Raw genomic sequence first — 23019 nt, forward strand, 5'->3', positions numbered from 1 at the left:
CGACTTCAGCGCGTGTGCCGCACAAGATAGGGATCGACCAAGGCGCGTATTTCCACAGCGGGCGCCGCTTCCCCGGCAGCACGCAGCGCCCGTTCGTAGCGCGCATAATCGTCGACCGCACCTTCGAAATCATGGCGCGACAGCCGCTCCTTGATCAGCGCCTTGCAGACGGGCCCGGCATCCGGATAGAGGTCCAACGTCCTCAGATAAATCGAGCGCGCTTCATGGGCGTTGCCGGTCGTCTCCAGCCGCTGGCCGATCCGCAATGCGAGATCGATCAGATCGCGACGCACTTTTTCAGCGGCGGCGAGCGACCAGAAGCTGGCTCGCTCGTGCAGAAACAGCGGACCGGGGAATGCGAGGAAGAGCGCTTCCGCTTCCGGGCGCAGTCCCGCCGCCCCGCCATTGACGGTCGTGACGGACCTGAGCCGTGCATCCCAGTCGGTGAGGTCGACCCATACCTTGTCCGATGCGAGGCGAAGCTTGCCTTCGCGCTGGACGATGAGGTCGATCCGCCCGAGCAGCTTGCGCAGCCGGTGCAGCGCCTGCTCGCAGGCCGCCCGCGCCTGATCGCCGTCGAGGTCGGGCCACAGCCAGTCCTGAAGGATCTCCAGCGAGCAGGTGTTGTCTTTCGAGATCGCCAGCACCCGCAGTATGTCGAGAGCCTTCGTCGGTGGCTTGGCGCCGAGATTAAGAGGGTTTCTGTCGAGTTCGAGCCGAAAGCCTCCGAGAACGTGTACCTTGAGCGGCCATGGCCAGGCCGCGGGCTGCCGCTGCGGCACGTCCAGCCGGCGTTCCCCGATCAGCGACCGGCAAAGCTTGGGCTCGATGCCGCGCTCAAGCGCGTCCCCAAGCAGTTCGGCGAGCAAGTCCGGAACGTTGAGGAGCACCATTGGCCAGCTGAAGTCGCGCAGCGCCTCCAGGAAGAGCTTCAGCCGGTCGCCATAGTGTGAATCCCCGTCCCACAGGCTCTCCAGCGCTGCCGCTGCCAGAATACATATCTCCGTACGCTTGCGGGCGCCGCCGTCCAGCCGCGGCAGCAGGTCGCTGAGCAGCGCGGCGGCTTCGCGCGGCTTCCTGTCGGCGAGAAGCACCTGGAACTTCGTGATATAGTGCGGCCAGCGCTCGACCATGGGCTCGTTGGCGGCTTCGATCGCCGCCATGAAGCGCTCGCAATCCTCATAGGCGGCCACGAAATCGCCTTGCCTGGCATGAAGCGCGGCATTGCAATCGGCGACTACGGCCACCTGCGTGGTGAAGCGGCTGTCGGCGATCTCTGCCAGGCGAGCGACCACCTGGTGGAATTCGGCAAAATCATTGCGGAACTTCATTTGCATCTGAAGATGATAGAGGCCACCGAACTCCACGCCCTTGAGCGACTCGCGCTCACCGATGGCGATCGCCTCCCGCAAAGCCGCTTCGGCCGAAGGATAGGGAAAGCCCTTTCTCTTGTAAGGGAAATAACGGCCGCTCTTGGCGCCGAAGGCGACCAGCCACATGCCGAGAACCCAAGGCAGCACATCCTTGGCGCCCAAATCCTCAACAACGCTGTCTACGGCCTTCGTGAACAGATCTGCCCGCATGGTCGATACCGAATGCTCGATCAGCGTTTCGCTGGCGAGCAGACGCAATCCGCTTGGGTCGTGCTCGGGGTTCCTGGTCAGCCGCTCCAGCAGTTCCGTTTCCAGCGCTTGCCCGGCCGGACTGTTGCCATAGTAGTCGTCAGCGAAATTCAGCGCCCGCATCATGCCAATGCGCACCAGCATCGCTTCCTCGGGAGGCAGTTCCGGGAGGCCGCGTTCGATCAGCTCGAACGCCCGGCGGGTCCACATGGAAAGACCTTCATAGGTCCGCCAACTGGCCGTCTTGACCAAGATGGCGCGCGACACGGTGAGACACAGACCGCGCAGATCGTCGGCTTGGCCAAAGGCTTGCCATGCTCTCGACAGCCAGCGCTCCGCCGCAGCGTCGTCCGGCATGTTGGCCACGCCCAGCCAATAGAAATGCCAGCCGTTCATGAACGCTTCCGGCAACGGGCCGCACCATTCGATGAAGGTCGCCCGGCCTCCCTGAGCCAGCACGGGCTCCGCCCGGCTCAGCATGAGTCCGCTCGCCCGGTCCCAGTCCTCTGCCTGCAAGGCGAGGTGTATGGCTTCGTCAGGACGACCGGCCTCCGCAAGAACCTTCGCCGCCTTTCGCCTAAGCGATCGCTGCTCTTCCATGACCACGTGCTGTGCGAAGCGCCGGTCAAGAAAGTCCCGCAAGAGGTCGTGCAGGTAAAAGGTGTCGCGGCTGTTTTCCAAGCGCGTGACCAGCAACTGCCGCCTGTAGAGCCTGTCGAGCAGCTTGCCCGCTTCGTCCGACCCGATCATCACGTTCGCCAGTTCGGCACTGATCTCGGGCAGCAGGTTCAGCTTCAGGAGCATTTCCTGGTCGGCGGCAGGGAGGGAAAGGAAAAAATGGCGGCCGAGAACATCCGACAGTGCATTCGGTCCGCCGAAAACCGTGTCGTCAGGTCCGACCGCCGAGCCGTGGTCCGCGAGAAGAACCAGTCCAATCGCCCAGCCGCGCGCTGCTGCGACATCGAATGAGACGGCGGCGTTCCTCGAACGCAGTTGCACGAGATCGCGCGCTTCCTCGGCCGAGAATTCGAGCGCCGATCGGTTGACGACGGCCATCTGGCCCTTGAGAACGAGGTCGCCCAATTCCTCCTGAGGTAGTGTTCTCGAAGCGCAGATGCACCGAACCGTGTCGGGAAGCTCCCGGAACATCACCGAGAGCATCGCCCGGAATTCGGGCGTGTCGGCATCGTGCAAATCGTCGAGGACCAGAATGGTGCCGGGTTTCAGCCGCGCGAAATAGGCTCTGAAGAAGCGCCTGGCAAACTCCTTCGGCTGCTCGGCATATTCCACGCCGAACACCGGCATGTCCGCGGCCGAGGCGAGTGACTGCGCCAGATATTGAAAGAAGCGCGCAATATCCTGGTCGCCCTCGTCGATGCGGAACCACACATGCGGTGCATCGATGCTTTCGAGATAGTCGATGACCGCCGTCGTCTTGCCGTAGCCGGCCGGCGCGGCCACCCAGCATACGCTCGATCGCGATTTCAGGTCGATCGCTTCGAGAACGCGGTTCCGCCTCAATATCCTGGCGCTGCGCGGCGCCGCCAGCTTGGCGAGCCGGCCTGTGCCCGAGTGCGGGCGCTTCGCATCGGCTTCAACGGCGTCTAGGGGGGTCATGGGGGCTCCCGCTCGACCAATCCTCAGACGCCGGTCGTGCCGCCATGACCGTCCCGCCGCCCAGATTGACCTTAGGGTAGCGCAATCATGCGACAATTCGTAGTGGCTTCGCAGATGAAGCGGCAATGGCCGATTGCAAGCGTCGACTGGATGCCTTCGCGAACGCGAAATCAGGCAGCGGACGGGGCCGAATTGCGAGAGGGATTGGGCGACCGGTCGATCCCGCGCTCCGTCTTCGACCAAATGCGGTAGAATATCAGATCATTCCAATTCCCTCCGATTGGCGAGTTCAGGGGCTGCTTGGCAGTCCTTTCCAACTCACGAGCTCATCGTGTGTGCGGCAGCATCCTCGCACATCGGTACGGTCACCTAGTTTCCTGGCAGCTGATCTCCTAGTTTTCGCGAGCTTGCCTAGTTTTCAATCATGCGACCTTCTACGCCTCCCTTCTGGACAGCCATACGACAACCGTGACCCGCAACAGACATTAGGAACGTCAGAGACGCGCTATTACCTACCAGACATTGTACGGCTCGGCGGCGCACGCTTGGGCGGACATCGTTCGAGCAAAGTTAAGTCTCGTAGTAGTGAAGCTCGAGCAACAGGCACCCGGTATGCGACCGGAACGGACCGTGATAGACGCCAGGCGGCCGGCAAGCGTAGGTGTTCGGGGCAAAACTCAGCGACGGCTCTTCGCCTGAAGATCCGCCGACGATGAGATCTCCCGATACGAGATAGACCTCTTCCCAGTATTCATGCACGAACGGCACCGTCGTATAGGCGCCCGGCGCAAACCTTAGCAGCCGCGTGCGGTGCCCGGTCTTGCCCGCGTCGTCAAGCCGGCCGGCAAGAATCTTCTGCTCGATGCCGGGCGGGTAACCAGGCGGCGAATGCCAGCCCTCCCCGGTCATGTCGATCGTGTGAAATTCCTTGTGTTCCTTTCGGATCGGCATGGCAAACCTCAAGCGGCAACCGGAGCGGCACGGTCGACCTCGTCGTCCAGCGAATAGCTGTCAAGCATGTGGTCGACGAGCTGCGTGCAGCGGTCCCAGTCAAAGGTGCGAAAGCTGTGCCCCTTAGTCACGAAGGTGGCGCCGGCATAGAACATCTCGTATTGCGTGTGGCGCGAGGCGAACTCTGAGCTGATCGCATCCCAGGCCAGCTTGAAGAATTTTACCCGGCCCTTCGACGAAGTGACCGGCGATTGCTGTGTCTTTTCAATCAGACTGCACAGCTCCGGATCGGCGAAATCCTGGACGGAAGACGGCAGCATGATCAGTCCGCCGCCCGCCAGGTCGCGCAAGGCGAGGATCACCCCGGCATAGAGTTGCTGTGTCAGCACCTGAGCCGAATAGAGCGTATGCGCGTCGGGTACGAAATAGGCGCCAAGCATGCGGCCCTTCACCTCCATGGCGTGTACTAACGCGTCGACCATGGTGTTCTGCGCTGCAAGCACTCCCAGCGTCTCGCGCACCTGCGGAAAGTTGATGACGCCGTTGGTCTCGGCGATGCGCCGGGCGATGCCAACAAGGAAGCGCATCTTCACCATCAGGCGGATCTGCGCCTGGTAGTTCTGGAAGACATGCGCCGGCGTGGCATGGAACTGCCGTTGGCACATGGCGATGTCCCTGTTGATAAAGACGCGCTCCCAGGGAACTTTCACATTGTCGAAGTAGAGCACGGCATCGTTCTCGTCGAAGCGGCTGGCGAGTGGATTATCGAAGACACTGGCGGCGCTCTCCTCGTAGGATTTGCGCGACAGGATCTTTAGCCCGCCGGCATTCATCGGCACGGCGAAGGACACAGCATAGGGCTCGTCGCCTTCGCGCAGCGGCTGGATGCAGGTGACGAACACCTCGTTTGCCATGATGCCGCCGGTCGCCAGCATCTTGGCGCCGCGGATTGTCAGGCCTGCTGCATCCTGGTCGACAACGCCGGCGGTGAGGAAGCGGTCCTGCTGCTCACCCGCGGACTTCGAGCGGTCGGCCTGTGGATTGATGATGACGTAGGTGAGATAGAGTTCGTTGTCCCGGGCGTAGCGGTAATAATCGGCAAGTGCTGCGGCTCGCGCCTTGTCATAGGCCTCGAAGACCTCGATCCCCATGAACATGCCGGAAATGCAGGAGGCGACATGGTCTGGGGCGCGGCCAAGAAAGCCGTAATGAAGCTCCGTCCAGGTTTCCAGCGCCTTGCGCCGTTCGACGAGCTCGGCATGGCTGCGCGGCAACTGCCAGATGCGATTGGCCCGCTGGCCGCCGCTTTCGGGAACTTCAAAGGTCATCAACGCCCGGTTATCCGGCCGCGCCTGGAAGTCGTAGAGCGTGCCGACCGACCGGATCGTCTGGCGGAAGGCTGGATGCGCGGTGACGTCGCCGGCCATCTGCCCATCGATATAGACTTGCCTGCCATCTCTCAGCATCTCGATATGCTGCGCCCCAGTCTTGATCATCTTACCCTCCGCGATCAGTAGTGGATGTCGAGCGGCCAAAGCGGCGCCGCGAACTCCGTTGGCTGCAGTGATGCGTAGCGCCCCTTGCCGAAAACGAGCGGTTGCCGGTCGGCGAAGGACCGAAAATGCTTCACCCTGGCGATGAACAGCTCGTGGTCGCCGGCTTCGTGCCTAGCCCACGGCTCGCAGTCGAACAGCGCCGCCGCGCCGGGCAGCACCGGGGCGCCAGAGCGGCCTTGCTCGAACCGCATCCCCTCCCACTTGTTGGAAAGCGGCTTGGCGAAGCGGTTGGAAATGTCCTTCTGATTTTCCGAGAGGACGTTGATCGTGTAACTGGCGGCCTTCTGCCAGAGCGGTAAGCCGGCTGAACGACGGTCGATGCTGAACAGGACGAGGGGTGGATCGAGAGAGAGCGAGTTGAACGAACTCATCGTCATGCCGAGCTGCTCGCCATCGGCCACACAGGTGACGACGCAGACGCCGGTCGGAAACTGTCCCAGTGCCTGGCGGAACGCGCGCACGTCGAAAGCCGTTTCCCTGTCGATGATCATGCCCGGCCCTTTCGGCACCGATCTGTTAGATCACGATAATCAATTCACCAATTCCGTTGACCAACTGCCTGGCGAACCCCGCCGCCTTCCTCTTACTGCGCCGCAACCGCCGGACTGCGCTCGGCTGCAACCGAACCCCAGCCTGCCGCGATCGGCAGCCGCAACGCGACCAGCGTCCGCGCCAGATGCTGGGCGACGGCTGCGGCCGCCTGTTCGGGCTGTCCGCGGCGTATGCCCTCGACGATCGCTGCGTGCTCGGCAAGCACGCTGTCGCCGCGTCCGCCGGAGATTGTGATAGCGCGCACGCCCATCCGCAATTGGCGGTCGCGCAGGCTCTCATAGAAGTCGGCGAGCACCGGATTGCCGGCGGCGCGCACGATCGTACGATGAAAGTCCCGGTCACATTCGATGAACGCAACGGTGTCGTGTTGCACCTCCACCTGCCGGGCCATTAGCCTGTCGAGTTCCGCGGCAAGCATGTCGCCGAAGCCGGCCGCCTGCCGTGCGCACCACTCTTCCACCAAGCCGCGTGCCTGCATCACCGCTTCGATCTCCGTCTCGGTGATCGGCGGTACATAGGCGCCCTTTTTCGGCACAATCTGCAGGAGGCCGTCTGCTTCGAGCCTCAACAGCGCCTCGCGCACTGGCGTCCGCGACGTTCCCGTCTCGCGGCAAACCTCAGCCTCGGTAAGGAACGTGCCCTCGCGGCTAGGCAAGGTCAGCACATATTGCTTCAGCCAGCGGTAGACGATGTCCTGCGCAGCATCGGCGCGTTGGCCTATGGCAGGGCGTTGTGATTGATAGGGGTTAGTCATAGACAGAATGTATACATGTTGTCGACTATAAGGTCAAACTAATTTTCGACCTGGCTGCGGCGAGCGGAAATGGCGCTAGCTTCACATTCCGGTGTCAGCTCAGACCGCAAGATTCCATCCGGGGCGCCTGTTGCATCGGGGTAACCAAGTGTCGGCTTTTCACCACTAGTTTCCGGCAGCTGATCTCCTGGTTTTCGCGAGCTTTGCCTAGTTTTCAATCATTACGACAATTCGTAGTGGCTTCGCAGATGAAGCGGCAATGGCCGATTCCCTGGGGGGTGCGGACCTCGATGTCTGCGTAACCGGAAATCAGGAAGCAGACGGGGCCGAATTGCGAGAGGCAATGGGCGACCGGTGAATCCCGCACTCCATCTTCGACAGTCCGCTCCAGCGGCCCGCGCGCGGATTGTCCGCGCTGCCGCACTGGACCGTGCAGGGCGCGCAGCCGATCGAGTGGTAGCCTTTTTCGAGGAGCGGATGCCGCGGAAGATCATAGTAATCGAGATAGGCCTCGATCTGCCGGCGGGTGAAGCGGGCAAGCGGGTCGATCTTCAGACGCCCGTCAGTTTCCTCGAGCGTCGGAACATCCGCGCGAAGCCCGCCATGATATCGCTTGCGGCCGGAAATCCAGGCTTTGAAACCAGTCAGCGCATTTTCGAGCGGCAGAACCTTGCGGATGTGGCAGCATCGGTCCGGATCGCGGCGGTGCAGCGATCCAGCGCCGTCGAGCACCCGCAAGACATCCGCCTGAGGCGTGACGACACGCAGATCGGTGAGGCCGAGCAGAGCCGTCAGCTGCGCGCGATAGGCGATCGTTTCCGAAAACAGCTTTCCGGTATCGAGCGTGATGACAGGAAGCGAACGGTCGATCGAGGCCGCCATATGCAGCAGCACCGCGGATTCCGCGCCGAACGAGGACACCAGCGCTATGTTTCCACAAAACAGGTCGGTGACAAGCGGCGCCAGCGACTCGGGTCCGTCGAGATGGTTCAGCTCTGCGATGACGGCTTCATACATGGCGGTTCGGCCGATCAAAAACGGTGGTGGCGTGATAAAGCCGCATCATAGCTTCGCCACGAAATCGAGGATCGCCTGGCGGTCGGTGTCCTCCAGGTCGAAGAAGCGGTCACGCACGATCTGCGCCGTGCCGCCATGGGCGAAGACGGCATCGCGCAGCGTGGTCGCGCGGCCGTCGTGCAGGTAACGTTGGCGCAGGCGGATGCCGACGAGCGGCGTGGTCCGCCATTCGGCGCCGACGGCATCGCCCTGGACGATCTTGTCGTCGAGCGCCGGCCCCATGTCGTGCAGCAAAAGGTCGGAGTAGAGCCGGACCTCGCCGTTGATGCCCTCCAGCGCCGGCACATGGCATTTGGCGCAACCGACCGAGGCGAAAAGCCGTCCGCCATGGTTGCCGAGCATCGCGCTTTGGCTCGATGAAGGTGATGCGGCCCGGAAGGTCGCCGAGAACGGGATCAATGCGCCATAGGCCAGGGCTGCCGACAGAGCCACCCCGACGAAACCAACGCCGATCAGGCGCCAGGCGCCGCCGGCCTCTCCGAGCCGGCCGACCCGGGTGGTGATGCCGAGCGCGATCATCACCATCAGGAACAGGAACTGGTCGACATCGAGGATGACGCGGCGCAGTTGCGGATTGAGGGTGACCTCCGAATTGAGCATCACCACGCCGATGAACGCGACGATGAACCACGGGAACGGGATCGGCGCTGCCTCTTGCGCCTTGTTGCGGCTGCGAATGACCAGGCTGGCGGCGAGCAGCAGCGGGACGAGCATCAGCACTTTGCTGAGCTTGACCAGTGTGGCGGTGTTCAGCGCGTCGTCGGAAATGGCGAAGGAGGCGCCGTAGACCTGCGCCAGCTCGAAAATACTCGCCCCGACGAACACGCCATAGAGGCGGTCGTCGAGATGCGGCAGCCATCCGCTCAGGAACATGACCGGATAGGCGAGCAACGCCACCGTGCCGCTCAGCGTGATCAGGGCGATGGCGATGCCGGCGCTCTGGTCGCGTGCACGCACGAGCGCGGCCATGGAGAGGATCGCGGCGGCGCCGCAGACGGCGCTGCCGACCGCGACAAGCAGCGCGATCTCGGCGTCGAGCCTGAACAGCTTGCGCGCGATGGCGTAGAGCAACGTCAGCACCAGGACCAGTTCGATGGCCGCCACCGCGAGCGGCATGAACCCCAGATCCAGGAACAGCCGCGTCGTGATGCGGAAGCCGACCAGCACCACGGCGAGCCGAAACAGATAGCGCTTGGTGAAGTCGAGCCCCGGGCGCAAGGCGTCCGGACAGGCGAAGCTGCTGCCGATCAGCAGTCCGAAGAGCATGGCGACCAGGACCGGGTTGCGTGACAGCGGCTCGCCCAGTCCGCCGGCGATCCAGCCGGCGGCAAGGGCGAGTGCCGCAGCAACGATGACGCCAGGCAAGACCGGGCGCATTTTTTCCGGCGCATGGGAGAGCGTCAAGGCGAGGCTCATGGCTTTGCCCCATCAGGCAGGCGGAGCGCTCGCAGATAGGAGGCGACCGCGTCGACCTGCGCGGAATCGTCTTCGATCGGCTGCATACCCGTCTCGTGCCCGGTCGCGCTGGTGACGCCGAGTTCGTTTGCGAAAGCGTTCGCCACCATGTCTTCGAGGGTGGCGATGTCAGCCTTCCAGCCGTATCGGCCGACCCGCGATGCGCCGTGGGCGTCGACGACATGATGCGCGCGGCCTTTGATGCCGTCGCCCTTGCTGACCGCCTGCGCTTCGATGACGCTGTCGGGTATCTCGTCAATCCCAGCGATCCCGTAGAGAGCGAGCGGCATGCGCAGCGAAATCACATTGGCCTGGCTTGGCGTCGCCGCCGGCACGATCCCCATGCCATCGCGCAAGGCATGGCGTCTGGCGACCGGACTGTTGGGATGATCGATCGGACCCGCGCGCCCAGACACCGGATCCATGTGGGCTATCCTGCGCGCAAAGTGGCTTTCATCAATGCTCGCGCCGCCGGGGCCGGGATGGCAGGCCACGCAGGACGCCGCATTGAACAGTGGGCCGAGGCCCGTCTGCGGCGTGTAGTCTGTCTGAAACACCTGTTTTCCGCGCGCCACAAGATTGGTGTCGGCTTGTGTGCCTTGCGTCTTCCGTATCGTCGTCGACGCGCCGTGCTCGCCGAAGGTGGGGATCTCGATGAGCGCACCTTCGCGGCCCGGAAATTCCGGAATGTCGCCGCCTATCGTTATCCAGATCCGCTGCGCGTCCGCCGAGGTCGCGATCGCGCGAAGGCGATCGGGGCCGAGCGGCCCAAGACCGGGAACGTCGATCGTCGCCCGGGCGAGAAGCCGGCCGTTCTGGCTCAAGCGCAGCAGCGAGCCGTCGCCGCGATTGGCGACGAACAGATCGGACCCGCCGGCGAGCGTCGTATGGCTCGAGAACTGCGGATTAGCGATTTCGGGAATGGCGGCGGCGACATCGACCGGGCGGTCGAATTCCGGCAGCGAGATCGTGCGGGTCCTGGCGACCGTGAAATGCCGCCGGTCGTCCTCCAGTTCAAGCAGCACCAGCCGGTCACGGCCCGGATCGGCGATGTAGAGAGCGCGGTCCGGGTTCCACTTGAAGGCGATGCCGATGACGCCGGGATCGTCGCCGATGCCATGGCCGGTGCTTACCGTGCCAGGCCCGGCCAAGCCGTCGACGCCGTCCTGGACATGGATTTGAACCACGCCGCCATCCGCCGTGACGGCGGCGAACACGGCAAAGCCGCTGCCGTCCGGCGACGGACCGAGAAACGCCGTTCCGAGCGCGCCCGTCTGCATTCCGCCCGCTGTAAGCTGGCCGCTTGCCTGATAATTCAGCAGCTTGCCAAGCCAGCCGCTCGGCTGTGCTTTCGGCGTCTGCTCGCGATCGGTATGTCGGCCGGCGAACACGCCGCCGGCCACGCGGCTTGGCGCGTTGGCGAGTGGCGCACCGTTGGGGTCGACGACGGTGACGCTGCCCTCGCCATTGATCCCGCTAGGCGCGTTAGCGATCCAGGGCCTTCCGAAGGCGTTGTTGATCGAAATATATCGCGGTCCGGATGCGGCTGCGAGGCGCGCGGTTCGAGCCCCGGCATTGTAGCGCCGGTTGAGAAACCGTTCGCTCTGCGCCGTGTAGAGCTGAACCCGGTTCTCCCAATTGTCGCTGGCGAGATCTTCCGGAACGACGATGGGGTCGCCCGACTCGGTTCCCTGCGGATCGATGGACAGGATCGCCCCGGCCTCAAGCGCCGGATCGCCCGGTGGTGCGCCGAAATTGCTGCCCACGGCCACCAGAACCCTGAGCGGATCGAGCACCCGCCCTTCGCGCGTCGCCATAAGGAATTCCGGATTTCCCGGTATCGGCCCGCCGACATGAAAGCGGCCCACCTCGCGCACGCCGGCCACGTTGGGCAGCCCGACGGCGACGATTCGAGCGTTCAGGCGCCAATCGGGGGTCTGATCTCCAGCGATCCCCGAAGCCGGCAGCAGGCTGAGAATTATCACCGCTGCCGTCGACAGCGTCCGGCGAGAAGAAAAACCCGACGGCACGGACCATCGCCGGGTCTGATGTGTCCCGACGAAACCTGTTGCGGCCACTGCACTGCCTGTTCGCATCGCGAGGTCTCCGGCGGTGGCAAGCGCTTGGTGACGCCTGCCACTCACGGTGCAACGTTTCGAACACGCCCGCTTACGGATCGCTTACGGCATTCGGCGTGACCGGCTCGCCGAGCATCGCTGCTATGATTTGAGGTCGCGCTGAGGTTGCCGGCGCGAACGGCCGGTCGTTCAATCGGCCGGAACGCTTTCCAGTCGCTCTCCGCCGGCCTTTGCGATGAAGCTACGCCAACCGCCATAGGCCGAAATGTCGATAGCTCGTGACAACCCGGCGGTTTCGACCAGGAAGCCTTTGGCCGATGTCCCCTCGTCGAGCTCGATCGTGCCTATGCCGAGCGGCGGCGGGATCGCGGCCACGAAGCGTCCGAACGCGTCTGGCGAAAGCCGCCAAACCTCGACATCGATCGCCGCCCCTTCGCCATCGGCAACACGCACGAGCCCCGGCTTCGGCACAGATTGGCCGGCGAGCGCGTAAAGCTGGTAGGAGGCGACCGTCTTGGCGGCCCTGCTCATTCGGCCTCCCAGCGCGCAGAGCTGGCCGTTGAGCGGCATTCCCGACAAGTGCGCGCCGACGACCACGATCTCGATCATGTCGTCATCGAAGTCGGAGATTTTGGCGGGGGAAGCAGGCATCGCCCAGCCAGTCGCGCCAAGGCCGAGACCGCTGGCTGCATGGAGCTCGCTGGCCAGCGACGCCGTCAGGGCGTCCCTGCCGGCGGCGGCAAGCAGGGTGACGCTCATCGGCAAGCCATCGTCGCGCTTGCCCGTCGGTATGGCGATGCCGCACATGTCGAGCAGATTGACGAAATTGGTGTAGGTGCCGAGCCGGCTGTTGGTGACGATCGGATCGGCCAAGACGGCGCCGATAGTGTAATGCGTCGGCGCGGTCGGTACGCAGAAAAGGTCGACCGAGGCAATGACAGGCGCCAGCCTGACCTTGTAGGCCTGCAGCGCATAGAGGCCGTTGAACGCGTCTGCCGCGGAGAGCTTTCGCGCCCCGCCGATGATTGTGCGCGTCACCGGATGCATGGCCGCTTCGTTCGCGTCCATGAAATCCGCGATCGCCGCATAGCGCTCGGCCACCCAGGCGCCTTCGTAAAGCAGGTTGGCGGTAGCGTAGAAATCGCCGAAGGGGATTTCGACCAATCGGCAGCCAAGTTTTTCCAGCGTCCGCAGCGCCGCTTCAAATCCCGCCTGCATGGCCGCGTCGCCAAAAAATTCCCGGTCCGTCTTTGCCGGAACGCCGACAGACAGCACCGGTGGACGCGGACCGAGCGGCGGCGCTGCGGTGAAGCGCGAATAGGGATCGGCATCATCCTTTGCCGCCGCGGCCCTGAAGACGCTGTAGGCGTCATCGACGGTGAGCGCAAAGACGGAGACGCAGTCGAGCGTGCGGCAGGCCGGCACCACGCCGACGGCCGACAGCGCGCCGACGGTCGGCTTCAGCCCGACGATATTGTTGAGGCCGGCGGGAATGCGGCCGGAGCCGGCGGTATCGGTGCCGAGTGCGAAAGAAACGATGCCGCGCGCCGTCGCCACAGCCGAGCCGGACGAGGAGCCGCCCGGCACCAGTTTCGGATCGACCGCGTTTCTCGGGATTGGATAAGGTGTGCGCACGCCGACGAGGCCGGTGGCGAATTGGTCGAGATTGGTTTTTCCGACGACCAGCGCGCCGGCCGCCCTCAGACGCGCGACAACGGTGGCGTCTTTTGCCGGCAAGTAGGCATATTCGGCGCAGGCGGCCGTGGTCGGCATGCCGGCAACATCGATGTTGTCCTTGACCGCGAACGGCACGCCCCAGAGCGGCTTTGCCACGGGATCGAATCCGCCGAGTGCCTCGGCTTCGGCGAGCATCTCCGCCTTGCTCGTCAGATGGATGAAGATGCCGGGATCGTCCGCTTCCGCTACGCGCTGGAGCACGGTTTCGATGACGGCCGCAACCGACATGCCGGAGGCATACGCCGCGTGCAGGCTCCCGATATCAAAACGGATGTCGCTCATTTCGCCTCGTCCAGAATGGCCACCGGCAGATTCCACTGGATCAGCACGACGCAACCGTCTTTCGTCCACACCAAATGCTCGGTCCCGACCGGGTTCAGGATCACGCTTCCGGCAGGATAGTCACCGTTCTCGTCGCTCTGCGTGCCTTCCAGTACGACGATGGTTTCGAGCCCGACATGGCGATGGCGCGGCACGCCGGCGCCGGGCCGATAGTTCAGGATGGCGACGGACGGCTCGGCCGGTCCGCCCTTGAGCAGCCAATGCACCGTGATGCCTTCGCGAAAATGCTCGAATGCCAGATCACGCCAGCCCCCATCGATGAGAGCCGGGTATGCAATGTTAGGCATCGGCAATTCCCTTGAGCACCTGGTCCGTCGTCGCCGTCCAGCCGACGATCGCGCCCTGCGCCCTGATCATGGCCAGCGCGGCCGCCTTGAATTCCGGAAAATAGCTCTCCGTCGCATCCTCGGCCAGCAGGCATTCATAGCCGCGGTCGTTGGCCTCGCGCATCGTCGTCTGCACGCAGACTTCCGTCGTGACGCCAGCGAAGACGAGCTGCTGCACGCCGAGCCGCTTCAGGTCCTCGCCGAAGCTGGTAGCGTAGAACGCGCCCTTGCCGGGTTTTTCGATGACGATTTCGCCAGGCAGCGGGGCCACCTCGTCGAGGATCGCCGTTCCCGGCTCGCCGACGATCAGCACGCGGCCCATCGGACCGACATCGCCGATCCGGATCGACGGATTGCCGCGATTGCGCTTGGCCGGCGGCAGGTCCGAAAGGTCGGGTCTGTGGCACTCCTTCGTGTGGATCACCGGCAGGCCGGCGGCGCGGAACCCTTCGATTAGCCTTTTCACCGTCGGCACGATCGCCACCACCCGGCTGACGTCGTTGCCGAGGCTGGCGCCGAAGCCGCCCGGCTCGGCGAAATCGCGCTGCATGTCGATGACGACCAGCGCCATCGCCTCAGGCTTGAAGGGAAACGGAAACGGCAGCGCGTCGATTGCCGCCATCAGTGATGTCCGGCCATATGCTCGCCGATCGTCTGGACGCTCGCCTGCGCGATCGGCGTCTCATAGACCAGCGCGCCGTCGGACATGACGAAGATGCGGTCGGAAAGCTCCAGCAATTCGTCGAGGTCCTCGGACATCAGGAGCACGGCGGCGCCGGCGTTGCGCGCCTTCATGATGCGGGCGCGGATTTCGGCGACGGCGGAGAAGTCGAGGCCGAAGCACGGATTCGAAACAATCAGCAGATCGACCTCGCCGGTCAGTTCGCGGGCGAGCACAGCGCGCTGGACGTTGCCGCCGGAGAGCGACGAAATCGGCGAGGCGAGCGAGGCCGTCTTGACCTTGAACTGCTCGACCAGGCGCGTCGCATAGTCCCTGATGGCGCTCATCCGGATCCAGCTTATCGGCTTGCCGGCCTCGTTCAGGTCGAAGGTCCGGAAAGCCATGTTTTCGGCAACCGTCATCCTCGGCGCGCAGGCATTGCGCAACGGTTCCTCCGGGATGAAGCGCACATTGAGCGTGCGTGCCTCGGCGCGGCTGGCGCCGTAGGGCGATCCCTTCACCAGAACGTCGCCGGCATCACGCGTACGCTGCCCGGCAAGGACTTCGAGAAATTCCTTCTGGCCGTTGCCGGAAATGCCGGCGACACCGACGATCTCTCCAGACTTCACATCGAGCGCGCCGATATTGATGGTCTTCAGGCCGGTGCGGTCGGGCGCCTTCAGCGCCTTCACCGTCAGAACCTGCCTGGCTTCGGCCGGCACTGGAGCGCGCGAGTCAAGCGCGGCAATCGGCTGATCGCCGATCATCATCGCCGCCATCTGCTTATGAGACAGCTCCGAGACTTTCCCCGTTCCCGTCAGTCTGCCCTTGCGCAGCACCGTAATATCATCGGCGAACGCCGTCACCTCGTGGAATTTGTGCGAGATCATCAGCACGGTGAGATCGCCCGCCTTGGTCATGCTGCGCACGAGGCCGAGCACTTCCTGCGCCTCACCGGGGGTCAGCACCGACGTCGGCTCATCCAGCACCAGGAAACTGCGGCCAAGATAAAGCTGCTTGATGATTTCGAGCTTCTGTTTCTCGCCGGCGGCGAGTTCCGCCACCTTGACGTCGAGCGGCAGCTTGAACGGCATCCGCTCCATGAATTGGGCAAGTGCGGCGCGCTCCTTGCGCCAGTCGATAATCCCCGGCACCTTCTCGCGCGAAATGACCAGGTTCTCCGCACCTGTCAGCGACGGGACCAGGGTAAAATGCTGGTAGACCATGCCGAGGCCGAGCGCCGAGGCGTCCTTCGGACTGGCGATCCTGACCTCGCGGCCGTCGACCAGAATGTCGCCGGCGGTCGGGTGATAAAAGCCCATGATGCATTTGACCAGCGTCGACTTGCCCGCGCCGTTTTCGCCAAGCAACGCATGAAACGATCCCGCCGGCACCTTGATTGAGACGTCGTCCAGCGCGATGAAGGCACCGAAGCGCATGCTCATGCCGATCGTCTCGACGCCGACGGCCTTCATGCCACTTTCACGCATCACGACACCCTCATGGCAACTGGGCGACGAAGGACGCCGAATTGGACACCGCGCCGAACACGCCGCCTTGCATCTTGATCATCTTGATCGCGGCGAGATGGTTGCCGTAGTCGGTCGCCCCGCAGCAATCCTCCAGCATCACGCATTCGAAGCCGCGGTCATTGGCTTCGCGCATCGTCGTGTGCACGCAGACGTCGGTGGTGATGCCGGTCAGCACGATGTTTTCGATGCCGCGCTGGTTGAGGATCAGCTCCAGGTCGGTGGCGCAGAACGAGCCCTTTCCCGGCTTGTCGATGATCGGCTCGCCTTCGGCCGGATAAAGGTCGGGGATGATGTCCCAGCCCGGCTCGCCGCGCACCAGGATGCGCCCGCAGGGTCCGGGATCGCCGATGCCGGCATTGATGCGGCGCGAGCGCCAGCGTTTGTTGGCCGGCAGGTCGGCGAGATCGGGCCGGTGGCCCTCTCGCGTATGAATGATGGTGTAGCCCTTCGCCCGCATGGCAGACAGCACCGATCTGATCGGTTCGATCGGCGCCCGCACCAGCGAGAGATCGTAGCCCATATGATCGACATAGCCGCCCGGCCCACAGAAATCGGTCTGCATGTCGATGATGATCAGCGCCGTGTTGTCGGGCCGAAGCTCGCCATTGTAGGGCCACGGATAGGGATCGGCATCGATGTAGCGCTGCGTGACCTCGGCTCTGGCGTTCATTGAGAAAAACTCCAGTCTGGAAACGTCATTTGGTGATCGACAGTTCGCCCGGCGCGCCGGCCAGCGAACGGCTCGGCGACGAGGTGGCGATCATGATGACGAGGGTGAGGATGTAGGGTGCGGCGTAGAACAGATAGTAGCCTTGCGTGACGCCGACCGATTGCAGCGCCGGCCCCAGCGCGCCGGCGCCGCCGAACAGCAGCGCGGCGGCAAAGCAGCCGAGCGGGTTCCAGCGCGCGAAGATGACCAGCGCCACCGCCATCAGCCCCTGTCCCGACGAAATGCCTTCGGTCCAGCTGCCGGGATAGTAGAGCGACAGATAAGCGCCGCCGATGCCGGCCAGCGCGCCGCCGATACCGGTGGCGATGAGGCGCACCGTATTCGGGTTTAGGCCCATGGCGCGCGCGGCGTCGGAACTGTCGCCGACCACGCGCAGGATCAGGCCGGCGCGGGTGTTGCGGAAAGCCCACCACAGGAACACGGCAAGTGCTGCGCCGATCAGGAACAGCACATTGACGTTGAGCGCCGCCTGCACCTGCGGAACGTCGGACCAGCCGCCAAACGGGATGGCCGGCAGGTCGGGCGCCGAGGGCTGGATGAACGGTTTGCCGAAGAAGAAGGCGAGACCCGAGCCGAACAGCATCAGCGCAATGCCGATGGCAATGTCGTTAACCCCACGGAATTTGCAGATCCAGCCGTGGAACAGGCCGAAACAAAGACCGGCGGCGGCGGCGGCCAGCAGACCGAGCCATGGCGAGCCGGTCATCACCGCGACGGCATAGGCGGTCATTGCGCCGAACACCAGCGTGCCTTCGAGACCGAGATTGATGCGCCCCGAACGCTCGGTGATGGCTTCGCCCAGAGACACGAAGATGAAGGGCGTCGACACGCGGATGGCGCCGCCGAGCATGGCGAGCGGAACGCCCCAGAGGCCGATCTCAGTCGCGTCCATCAGGCAGTTCCCTTCAACAGATCGGGCCTCTGCCAGAGGTCGGGATTAAAGGCCTTGAAGCGGCCGTAGAAGGTTTCGCTGAACAGGATGACGACGAAGAGCATGCCTTGCAGCACCAGCACGGTGGCGTCGGGCAGGTCCATGCGGCGCTGGATCAGCCCGCCGGAGGCGTCGATGCCGCCAAGCAGGAAGGCGACCGGGATGATGGCGAGCGGATTGTGGCGGGCAAGGAAGGCGACCAGGATACCGGTATACCCATAGCCGGCGGCGAGCGAGGCGTTGGCGCTGCCTTGCACGGCGGCGACCTCCAGCATGCCGGCAAGGCCGGCGAAGCCGCCGGCCAGCGCGGTGAAACCGACGATCAGCGGTCCGACGGCAAGTCCCTGCACCTGGGCTGCCCTGACATTGCCGCCAGCGATGCGGGCGGCGAACCCCCAGCGGGTCTTTTCGATCAGCAGCCAGGACAGAATGCAGGCGATGACGCCAACGACCAGGCCCCAATGCACGTCCATGCCCGGAATATTGCCGATGCGGTAGGCCTCAGCCAACGGCTCGGTCGACGGTTTGTTGAGCGAGGCGGGATCGCGCAGCGGTCCTTCCACCAGATGGTTCATCAGGGCGATGGCGATATAGGCCATCAAAAGGCTCGATATGGTTTCGTTGACGGCACGGTAGTGGCGTAGCGCGCCGACGGCACCGATCCAGATGCCGCCGGCGGCCAGGCCCGCCACGCCCATGGCAAGAATAACGAAAAAGGCGGGGGCGCCGCTGGCGGCCACGCCCATGGCAGCCGCGGCAACACCGCCAAGCACGATCGCGCCTTCGCCGCCGATGACGACGAGGCCGAGCCGGGCCGGCAGTGCCACGCAGAGCGCCGCAAGCAGCAAGGGTGCGGCCCGCGACAGCGAGTTCTGGATCGAGAACCATGAGCCGAAGCCGCCGCGCCACATCATTTCATAGAGCTGCCCGGGCGACTTGCCGACCAGCGCGATGAACAGGCTGAACAGGGCCATGCCGACGATCAGCGCCACGAGCGGGATGACGAAGGCTTCCGCCCGCCGGGCGATCCATTCGAGCGCCGTCGGATAGCCTCGGGCGCCGAGCATCACTGGCACGCTCGCACTGCTCACGGTGTCTGCCATGGCCCCCGTCTCCGATCCATGCTCAAGCGGTCGAGCCGACGACACCCTCGACGAGATAGTCCATGCTTTCCAGCTCGATCGCGGCTTCGACGAAGGTCTGGCCCTCGGTTGCGACGACGTCGCCCTTGTTGTTCTTCAACGGCCCCTTGATCACCGAAAAGCCGCCCTTCATCATTTCGGCGAGCGTGCCGTCGAACTGCGCGCGCGCCGCCTCGCTGACGGCGGGGCCGAGCGGGCTCATCTTGACGAAGCCGTCGGCCAGTCCGCCGCGCGTGAAATTGGGCAGCGGCTTGCCGGCCACGAGGTCGTCGACGAACATCCTGTAGACCTTCGCCCAGTTCCATTCCGCGCCGGTCAGGTATTTTTCGGGTGCCAGCGGGCTCTGATTGGCATGGTAGCCGCAGGTGAAGGCGCCGCGCCCCGCCGCCGTTTCGACCACCACTTTCGGGCTGTCGACATGGCAGGTGATGACGTCGGCACCCTGATCGACCAGTGCATTGGTGGCTTCCGCCTCCTTGACCGCCAGCGACCATTCGCCGGTGAAGATCACCTGGCAGGTGATGGTCGGGTCGACCGAGCGTGCGCCGAGCAGGAAGGAATTGATGTTGAGCAGGACCTGCGGAATGGGTTTTGCGGCGACGAAGCCGATCTTCTTGGTCTTGGTGGCGTGGCCGGCGGCGACGCCGTTGAGATACTGGCCCATGCCGATATAGCCGAAATAGGAACCGGCATTCATCGGATGCTTGTCCTTGTTCCACATGCCGCCGCAATGGCGGAACTGCACGTCGGGGAATTTCGCGCACATGGCCAGCATGTGCGGATCGAAATAGCCGAAGGAGGTCGGGAAGATCAGCGAGGCGCCGTCGAGGTTGATCATCGATTCCATCGTCTTCTGGACATCGACCGTCTCGGGGACGTTCTCCTCCTCGACCACGGAGATGCCCTCGATGGCCTTCAATGTGGCGGCACCCTCGGCATGCGCCTGGTTGTAGCCGTAGTCGTCCCTCGGTCCGACATAGATGAAGCCGACGGTGACGGCAGCGGCGAACGCCCTGCTGATCGGGAATGACGCCGAGGCCAGACCGAGCGCCGCTCCGGCGGCGGAGGTCTTGAGCAGCTCGCGGCGGCTAACCATGAATCTCTCGGTCATGTGAATGCTCCCTGTTGGACCCTTTCCGGGTCGATTAATTCCCCTTCTCGTAAAAGTGCATGCAATCGCTGTGCCAGTTCAAAAGCCGGAATTTATCCAGTTAAATCAGTTGACGTGCCGATTTGCCGTGCTCAAGCGAAAGGCAATTGCATACACTTTTTGCCTTTCATTTAGCCAGTTTGACATCTAGATTAAAATAAAGGCATAGAGGGCGCGCCCGAGTCGAAACTTCCGGCGAGCCACTTGCCGCACGGCCGCGAAAAAGACTGGACGGAGGAGAATTGTCGGGGAAGCGCAGCTTGATCAGGTCGGGCACGACCGTCGATCAGATGGTGAGGGCGATCGGTGACCGGATCGTCACCGGCTTCCTGCGCCCCGGCGAAAAGCTCGACGAGGCCTCGCTGGCTGCCCGTTTCGATGTGTCGCGCACCCCAGTCAGGGAGGCGCTTGGCCGGCTGAGCGCCATGGGGTTGGTCGAAAGGCGGCCCAACCGCGGCGCCACCGTCGCCGTGGTGACGCAGGAGCATCTTGCCTCGATGTTCGAGAGCATGGCCGAGCTTGAAGCGATCTGCGCGCGGTTCTCGGCCGAGCGCATGACCGCCGGCGAACGCCGCGCGCTCGAAATCGAGCACCAGGCATCGGCGCGCCTTGTGCAGTTGGGTGCGGAGGAGGACTACGAGTATTTCAACACCGAGTTCCACACCCGGCTCTATCGCGGCGCGCACAGCAAGCACATCTATGAACTGACCGTCATGACACGCAGCCGGCTCGCGCCGTTCCGGCGCGCGCAATTCATGCTGCCGGGCCGCCTGGCCAAATCCTGGCAGGAGCATGACGTCATCGTTACCGCGATCATGCGCGGCGACAGCGCTGCCGCAGGGCATGCAGCCAAGGATCACGTTTCCATCGTCAGCGAGGCGAGCGCAGTCTTTGCCGCGGTTGACCCGATGAAACCGGCGGCGGATTCGATCGGAGTGTCTTCCTAGTGGACAAAACCTGACGCGTGGTACCCGAAACGGAATACCGTTTTGACCCAACTGCGACGTTACGTGCGGCGATGCAGTGGTCCGGAATCATCAGATTGCGGACCATCGGCATGCCGACGCTGGTTCGGATGACGGCGTCGGAGCCACTATGCGCGAAATGGGAAACGAGTACGCAGCCATGCTCGTGGAACGCCGCAGGCCGAGGTGCCGCGATGACGGATCTTGCCGTGCTTGGCTCGACAGCAATCAGTCCTCCGGCGCCAAAGTCACGATCATTCCCACGAGTTCCGGCTTGAAGCGAACCTGGCAGGAAAGGCGCGATTGGGCCCTACGGTGATCAGAGCTGTCGAGCAGTTCGTCTTCATCGACCGACAATGGCGGCAGACGGTCATTCACCTCTCCATCGACGTAGATATGACATGTGGCGCAGGAACAGCAGCCGCCGCATAGTGCGAGCAGTTCGTCCAAACCGGCGTCCCGGATATGTTCCATGACCGAGACACCGTCCCGACCCTCGATAGGCATGATCTGGCCCGTCCGGGTAACCACGGTAAACGTAGACATTTTGACCTCCCAGTCACACCTTGCCGCGCACTGCCGAAGCGGCCGCGTCAACGCATCCGTTCATCATCGATTTCAAAGTGATGCTGCTGTCAGCCAGCATGTCCGCGCCAATGCGCGCGCGCCGCTCCACCAGAACGCGTCCTTCGACGTAGTCCTTCGTGGAATTCACGCAGTCGAGCGCGATCACCGCTCCGTCACGAAGATAGACGACGGTGAACTTTCTCTCGGCCGGATTTCCCCGGATGATGGCCTCGTCGTAACCGCTCGACAGACCGACAGTCTGCAGGCGGAGATCGTATTGGTTCGACCAGAACCAGGGCACGGCGCCAAAGGGCGTCGGCTGGCCGCAAAGGGTCTTCGCCACAGCGGTGGCCTGGTCGGTTGCATTCTGAACCGACTCGATCCTGAGCCCATGGCCGACGGTTACGCGTGCGCAGTCCCCGATCGCGAAGACTTCCGGCAGGCTGGTCCGGCAATGATCGTCGACATCCACGCCGTTGCTTCCCGTGGCGCCGGCCGCGATCAGGGGTTCGACGCAGGGCAGGATGCCGATACCCACGATGGCCATGTCCGCGGGCAGGGTCTCGCCATTGGTCAACCGTACCCCGGCGAGGCGACCATCACGCCCAACGAAGCTCTCGACGTTGGTTTCCAGCCGGATGTCGATGCCGTGATCGCCATGCTCTTTTTCATAGAAGCGCGAGAGAGGTTCGGCAGCCACGCGGGCGAGTACCCTGTTCATGGCTTCCAGGACGACGACTGCCTTTCCGAGCTTGCTCAGAACGGCGGCCGCCTCGAGCCCGATATAGCCGCCGCCAATGACGACCACGCGCCGAATGCCGGCAAGTTCGTCCATGATCCCGTCGACATTCTTCCGGCTGCGCACGGAATGGATGCCGCGAAGGTTGTGACCGGCACAGGTCATCTTCCGGGGCCGTCCACCGGCGGACCAGATGAGGTGGCCGTAACCGAACGCCGTTTCGTCCGCGCAAGAGACGCGCTTGTTCCGCACATCGAGCCTGGTCACCTCGTTTCCGAGCAAGAGGTCGATATTGCGGGCGGCCCAGAAGTCAGGCGGCCGGATCATAATCCGCTCAAAAGCTTTGGCGCCGGAGAGATAGTCCTTGGACAGCGGTGGGCGCTCATAAGGTAGATCCGGGTCGTCGCTTACAAGGCCAATCGACCCGGAAAAGCGATGCTGCCGCAGGGCGACGGCTGCCTGTACGCCGCCATGTCCGCTGCCTACGATAAGACAATCGTAATTTCTCATCGCGCTTCTCCCACTCGGCGCAATC

19 protein-coding genes are annotated in these 23019 nt (G+C 63.8%); 1 reads left to right on the forward strand and 18 read right to left on the reverse strand.

The features are described 5' to 3' along the window. Window positions 1–5: 5 nt before the first annotated feature. The 16 genes from BQ8482_RS07260 to BQ8482_RS07335 form a co-directional block, all read right to left on the reverse strand. Entirely contained in the window at window positions 6–3239 is a 3234-nt protein-coding gene (locus BQ8482_RS07260) for an AfsR/SARP family transcriptional regulator (protein WP_123146839.1), read from the reverse strand. Window positions 3240–3809: 570 nt separating this feature from the next. Then, a complete protein-coding gene (locus tag BQ8482_RS07265) occupies window positions 3810–4190 on the reverse strand; it encodes a cupin domain-containing protein (RefSeq protein WP_123146840.1) in 381 nt (126 codons plus the stop codon). Between the two features lie 8 nt (window positions 4191–4198). Next, window positions 4199–5686: a 4-hydroxyphenylacetate 3-hydroxylase family protein gene (locus BQ8482_RS07270; RefSeq protein WP_123146841.1), complete on the reverse strand. Its 1488-nt coding sequence runs from the start codon at window positions 5684–5686 to the stop codon at window positions 4199–4201. Between the two features lie 14 nt (window positions 5687–5700). Continuing rightward, a complete protein-coding gene (locus BQ8482_RS07275; RefSeq protein WP_123147445.1) occupies window positions 5701–6237 on the reverse strand; it encodes a flavin reductase family protein in 537 nt (178 codons plus the stop codon). A gap of 92 nt (window positions 6238–6329) precedes the next feature. After that, window positions 6330–7052 (reverse strand): GntR family transcriptional regulator, encoded by a 723-nt coding sequence (locus BQ8482_RS07280; protein ID WP_123146842.1) that lies wholly within the window; start codon window positions 7050–7052, stop codon window positions 6330–6332. Window positions 7053–7361: 309 nt separating this feature from the next. Further along, window positions 7362–8069: a phosphoadenylyl-sulfate reductase gene (locus BQ8482_RS07285; RefSeq protein WP_123146843.1), complete on the reverse strand. Its 708-nt coding sequence runs from the start codon at window positions 8067–8069 to the stop codon at window positions 7362–7364. A gap of 45 nt (window positions 8070–8114) precedes the next feature. Continuing rightward, window positions 8115–9545 (reverse strand): putative sulfate exporter family transporter, encoded by a 1431-nt coding sequence (locus tag BQ8482_RS07290; protein WP_123146844.1) that lies wholly within the window; start codon window positions 9543–9545, stop codon window positions 8115–8117. Beyond that, window positions 9542–11680, reverse strand: coding sequence for a di-heme oxidoredictase family protein (locus BQ8482_RS07295; RefSeq protein WP_244602649.1), 2139 nt, complete (start codon window positions 11678–11680; stop codon window positions 9542–9544). Before BQ8482_RS07295 ends, BQ8482_RS07290 begins: the two co-directional genes overlap by 4 nt. Window positions 11681–11851: 171 nt before the next feature. Further along, complete coding sequence (gene atzF, locus BQ8482_RS07300) at window positions 11852–13681, reverse strand: allophanate hydrolase (RefSeq protein WP_123146845.1); 1830 nt, start codon at window positions 13679–13681, stop codon at window positions 11852–11854. Next, entirely contained in the window at window positions 13678–14028 is a 351-nt protein-coding gene (locus BQ8482_RS07305; protein WP_123146846.1) for a cupin domain-containing protein, read from the reverse strand. The genes atzF and BQ8482_RS07305 overlap by 4 nt, the downstream gene beginning before the upstream one ends. Beyond that, window positions 14021–14689: a cysteine hydrolase family protein gene (locus BQ8482_RS07310; protein ID WP_123146847.1), complete on the reverse strand. Its 669-nt coding sequence runs from the start codon at window positions 14687–14689 to the stop codon at window positions 14021–14023. The genes BQ8482_RS07305 and BQ8482_RS07310 overlap by 8 nt, the downstream gene beginning before the upstream one ends. Then, a complete protein-coding gene (locus BQ8482_RS07315; protein WP_123146848.1) occupies window positions 14689–16218 on the reverse strand; it encodes an ABC transporter ATP-binding protein in 1530 nt (509 codons plus the stop codon). Before BQ8482_RS07315 ends, BQ8482_RS07310 begins: the two co-directional genes overlap by 1 nt. A gap of 10 nt (window positions 16219–16228) precedes the next feature. Next, complete coding sequence (gene biuH / locus BQ8482_RS07320) at window positions 16229–16930, reverse strand: biuret amidohydrolase (protein WP_123146849.1); 702 nt, start codon at window positions 16928–16930, stop codon at window positions 16229–16231. Between the two features lie 25 nt (window positions 16931–16955). After that, a complete protein-coding gene (locus BQ8482_RS07325) occupies window positions 16956–17882 on the reverse strand; it encodes an ABC transporter permease (protein ID WP_077381542.1) in 927 nt (308 codons plus the stop codon). Further along, window positions 17882–18988, reverse strand: coding sequence for an ABC transporter permease (locus tag BQ8482_RS07330; RefSeq protein WP_244602703.1), 1107 nt, complete (start codon window positions 18986–18988; stop codon window positions 17882–17884). The genes BQ8482_RS07325 and BQ8482_RS07330 overlap by 1 nt, the downstream gene beginning before the upstream one ends. Before the next feature lie 58 nt (window positions 18989–19046). Further along, window positions 19047–20174 carry a BMP family ABC transporter substrate-binding protein gene (locus BQ8482_RS07335; protein WP_123146851.1) on the reverse strand — a complete coding sequence of 376 codons (1128 nt, stop codon included), beginning with the start codon at window positions 20172–20174 and terminating at the stop codon, window positions 19047–19049. A 299-nt stretch (window positions 20175–20473) separates the two neighbouring features. Between BQ8482_RS07335 and BQ8482_RS07340 the strand changes: the two genes are divergently transcribed. After that, a complete protein-coding gene (locus BQ8482_RS07340) occupies window positions 20474–21160 on the forward strand; it encodes a GntR family transcriptional regulator (protein WP_123146852.1) in 687 nt (228 codons plus the stop codon). Between the two features lie 246 nt (window positions 21161–21406). On the opposite strand, the gene BQ8482_RS07345 is transcribed toward BQ8482_RS07340, so the two are convergent. Beyond that, window positions 21407–21724 (reverse strand): 2Fe-2S iron-sulfur cluster-binding protein, encoded by a 318-nt coding sequence (locus BQ8482_RS07345; protein WP_123146853.1) that lies wholly within the window; start codon window positions 21722–21724, stop codon window positions 21407–21409. A gap of 13 nt (window positions 21725–21737) precedes the next feature. Then, window positions 21738–22994 (reverse strand): NAD(P)/FAD-dependent oxidoreductase, encoded by a 1257-nt coding sequence (locus BQ8482_RS07350; protein ID WP_123146854.1) that lies wholly within the window; start codon window positions 22992–22994, stop codon window positions 21738–21740. Window positions 22995–23019: the final 25 nt, after the last annotated feature.

Origin of the sequence: Mesorhizobium delmotii, from assembly GCF_900149755.1 — a bacterium.
GTDB classification, from domain to species: Bacteria; Pseudomonadota; Alphaproteobacteria; order Rhizobiales; family Rhizobiaceae; genus Mesorhizobium; species Mesorhizobium delmotii.

Bases quoted from the DNA above. Each gene is read 5' to 3' on its own strand.
- BQ8482_RS07285 (WP_123146843.1), bottom strand. From the start codon at position 8,069: ATGTATGAAGCCGTCATCGCAGAGCTGAACCATCTCGACGGACCCGAG.
- BQ8482_RS07325 (WP_077381542.1), bottom strand. From the start codon at position 17,882: ATGGACGCGACTGAGATCGGCCTCTGGGGCGTTCCGCTCGCCATGCTC.
- BQ8482_RS07275 (WP_123147445.1), bottom strand. From the start codon at position 6,237: ATGATCATCGACAGGGAAACGGCTTTCGACGTGCGCGCGTTCCGCCAG.
- BQ8482_RS07350 (WP_123146854.1), bottom strand. From the start codon at position 22,994: ATGAGAAATTACGATTGTCTTATCGTAGGCAGCGGACATGGCGGCGTA.
- BQ8482_RS07345 (WP_123146853.1), bottom strand. From the start codon at position 21,724: ATGTCTACGTTTACCGTGGTTACCCGGACGGGCCAGATCATGCCTATC.
- atzF (WP_123146845.1), bottom strand. From the start codon at position 13,681: ATGAGCGACATCCGTTTTGATATCGGGAGCCTGCACGCGGCGTATGCC.
- BQ8482_RS07260 (WP_123146839.1), bottom strand. From the start codon at position 3,239: ATGACCCCCCTAGACGCCGTTGAAGCCGATGCGAAGCGCCCGCACTCG.
- BQ8482_RS07330 (WP_244602703.1), bottom strand. From the start codon at position 18,988: ATGCTCGGCGCCCGAGGCTATCCGACGGCGCTCGAATGGATCGCCCGG.
- BQ8482_RS07290 (WP_123146844.1), bottom strand. From the start codon at position 9,545: ATGAGCCTCGCCTTGACGCTCTCCCATGCGCCGGAAAAAATGCGCCCG.
- BQ8482_RS07305 (WP_123146846.1), bottom strand. From the start codon at position 14,028: ATGCCTAACATTGCATACCCGGCTCTCATCGATGGGGGCTGGCGTGAT.
- BQ8482_RS07265 (WP_123146840.1), bottom strand. From the start codon at position 4,190: ATGCCGATCCGAAAGGAACACAAGGAATTTCACACGATCGACATGACC.
- BQ8482_RS07270 (WP_123146841.1), bottom strand. From the start codon at position 5,686: ATGATCAAGACTGGGGCGCAGCATATCGAGATGCTGAGAGATGGCAGG.
- BQ8482_RS07280 (WP_123146842.1), bottom strand. From the start codon at position 7,052: ATGACTAACCCCTATCAATCACAACGCCCTGCCATAGGCCAACGCGCC.
- BQ8482_RS07315 (WP_123146848.1), bottom strand. From the start codon at position 16,218: ATGCGTGAAAGTGGCATGAAGGCCGTCGGCGTCGAGACGATCGGCATG.
- BQ8482_RS07310 (WP_123146847.1), bottom strand. From the start codon at position 14,689: ATGGCGGCAATCGACGCGCTGCCGTTTCCGTTTCCCTTCAAGCCTGAG.
- BQ8482_RS07335 (WP_123146851.1), bottom strand. From the start codon at position 20,174: ATGACCGAGAGATTCATGGTTAGCCGCCGCGAGCTGCTCAAGACCTCC.
- BQ8482_RS07295 (WP_244602649.1), bottom strand. From the start codon at position 11,680: ATGCGAACAGGCAGTGCAGTGGCCGCAACAGGTTTCGTCGGGACACAT.
- biuH (WP_123146849.1), bottom strand. From the start codon at position 16,930: ATGAACGCCAGAGCCGAGGTCACGCAGCGCTACATCGATGCCGATCCC.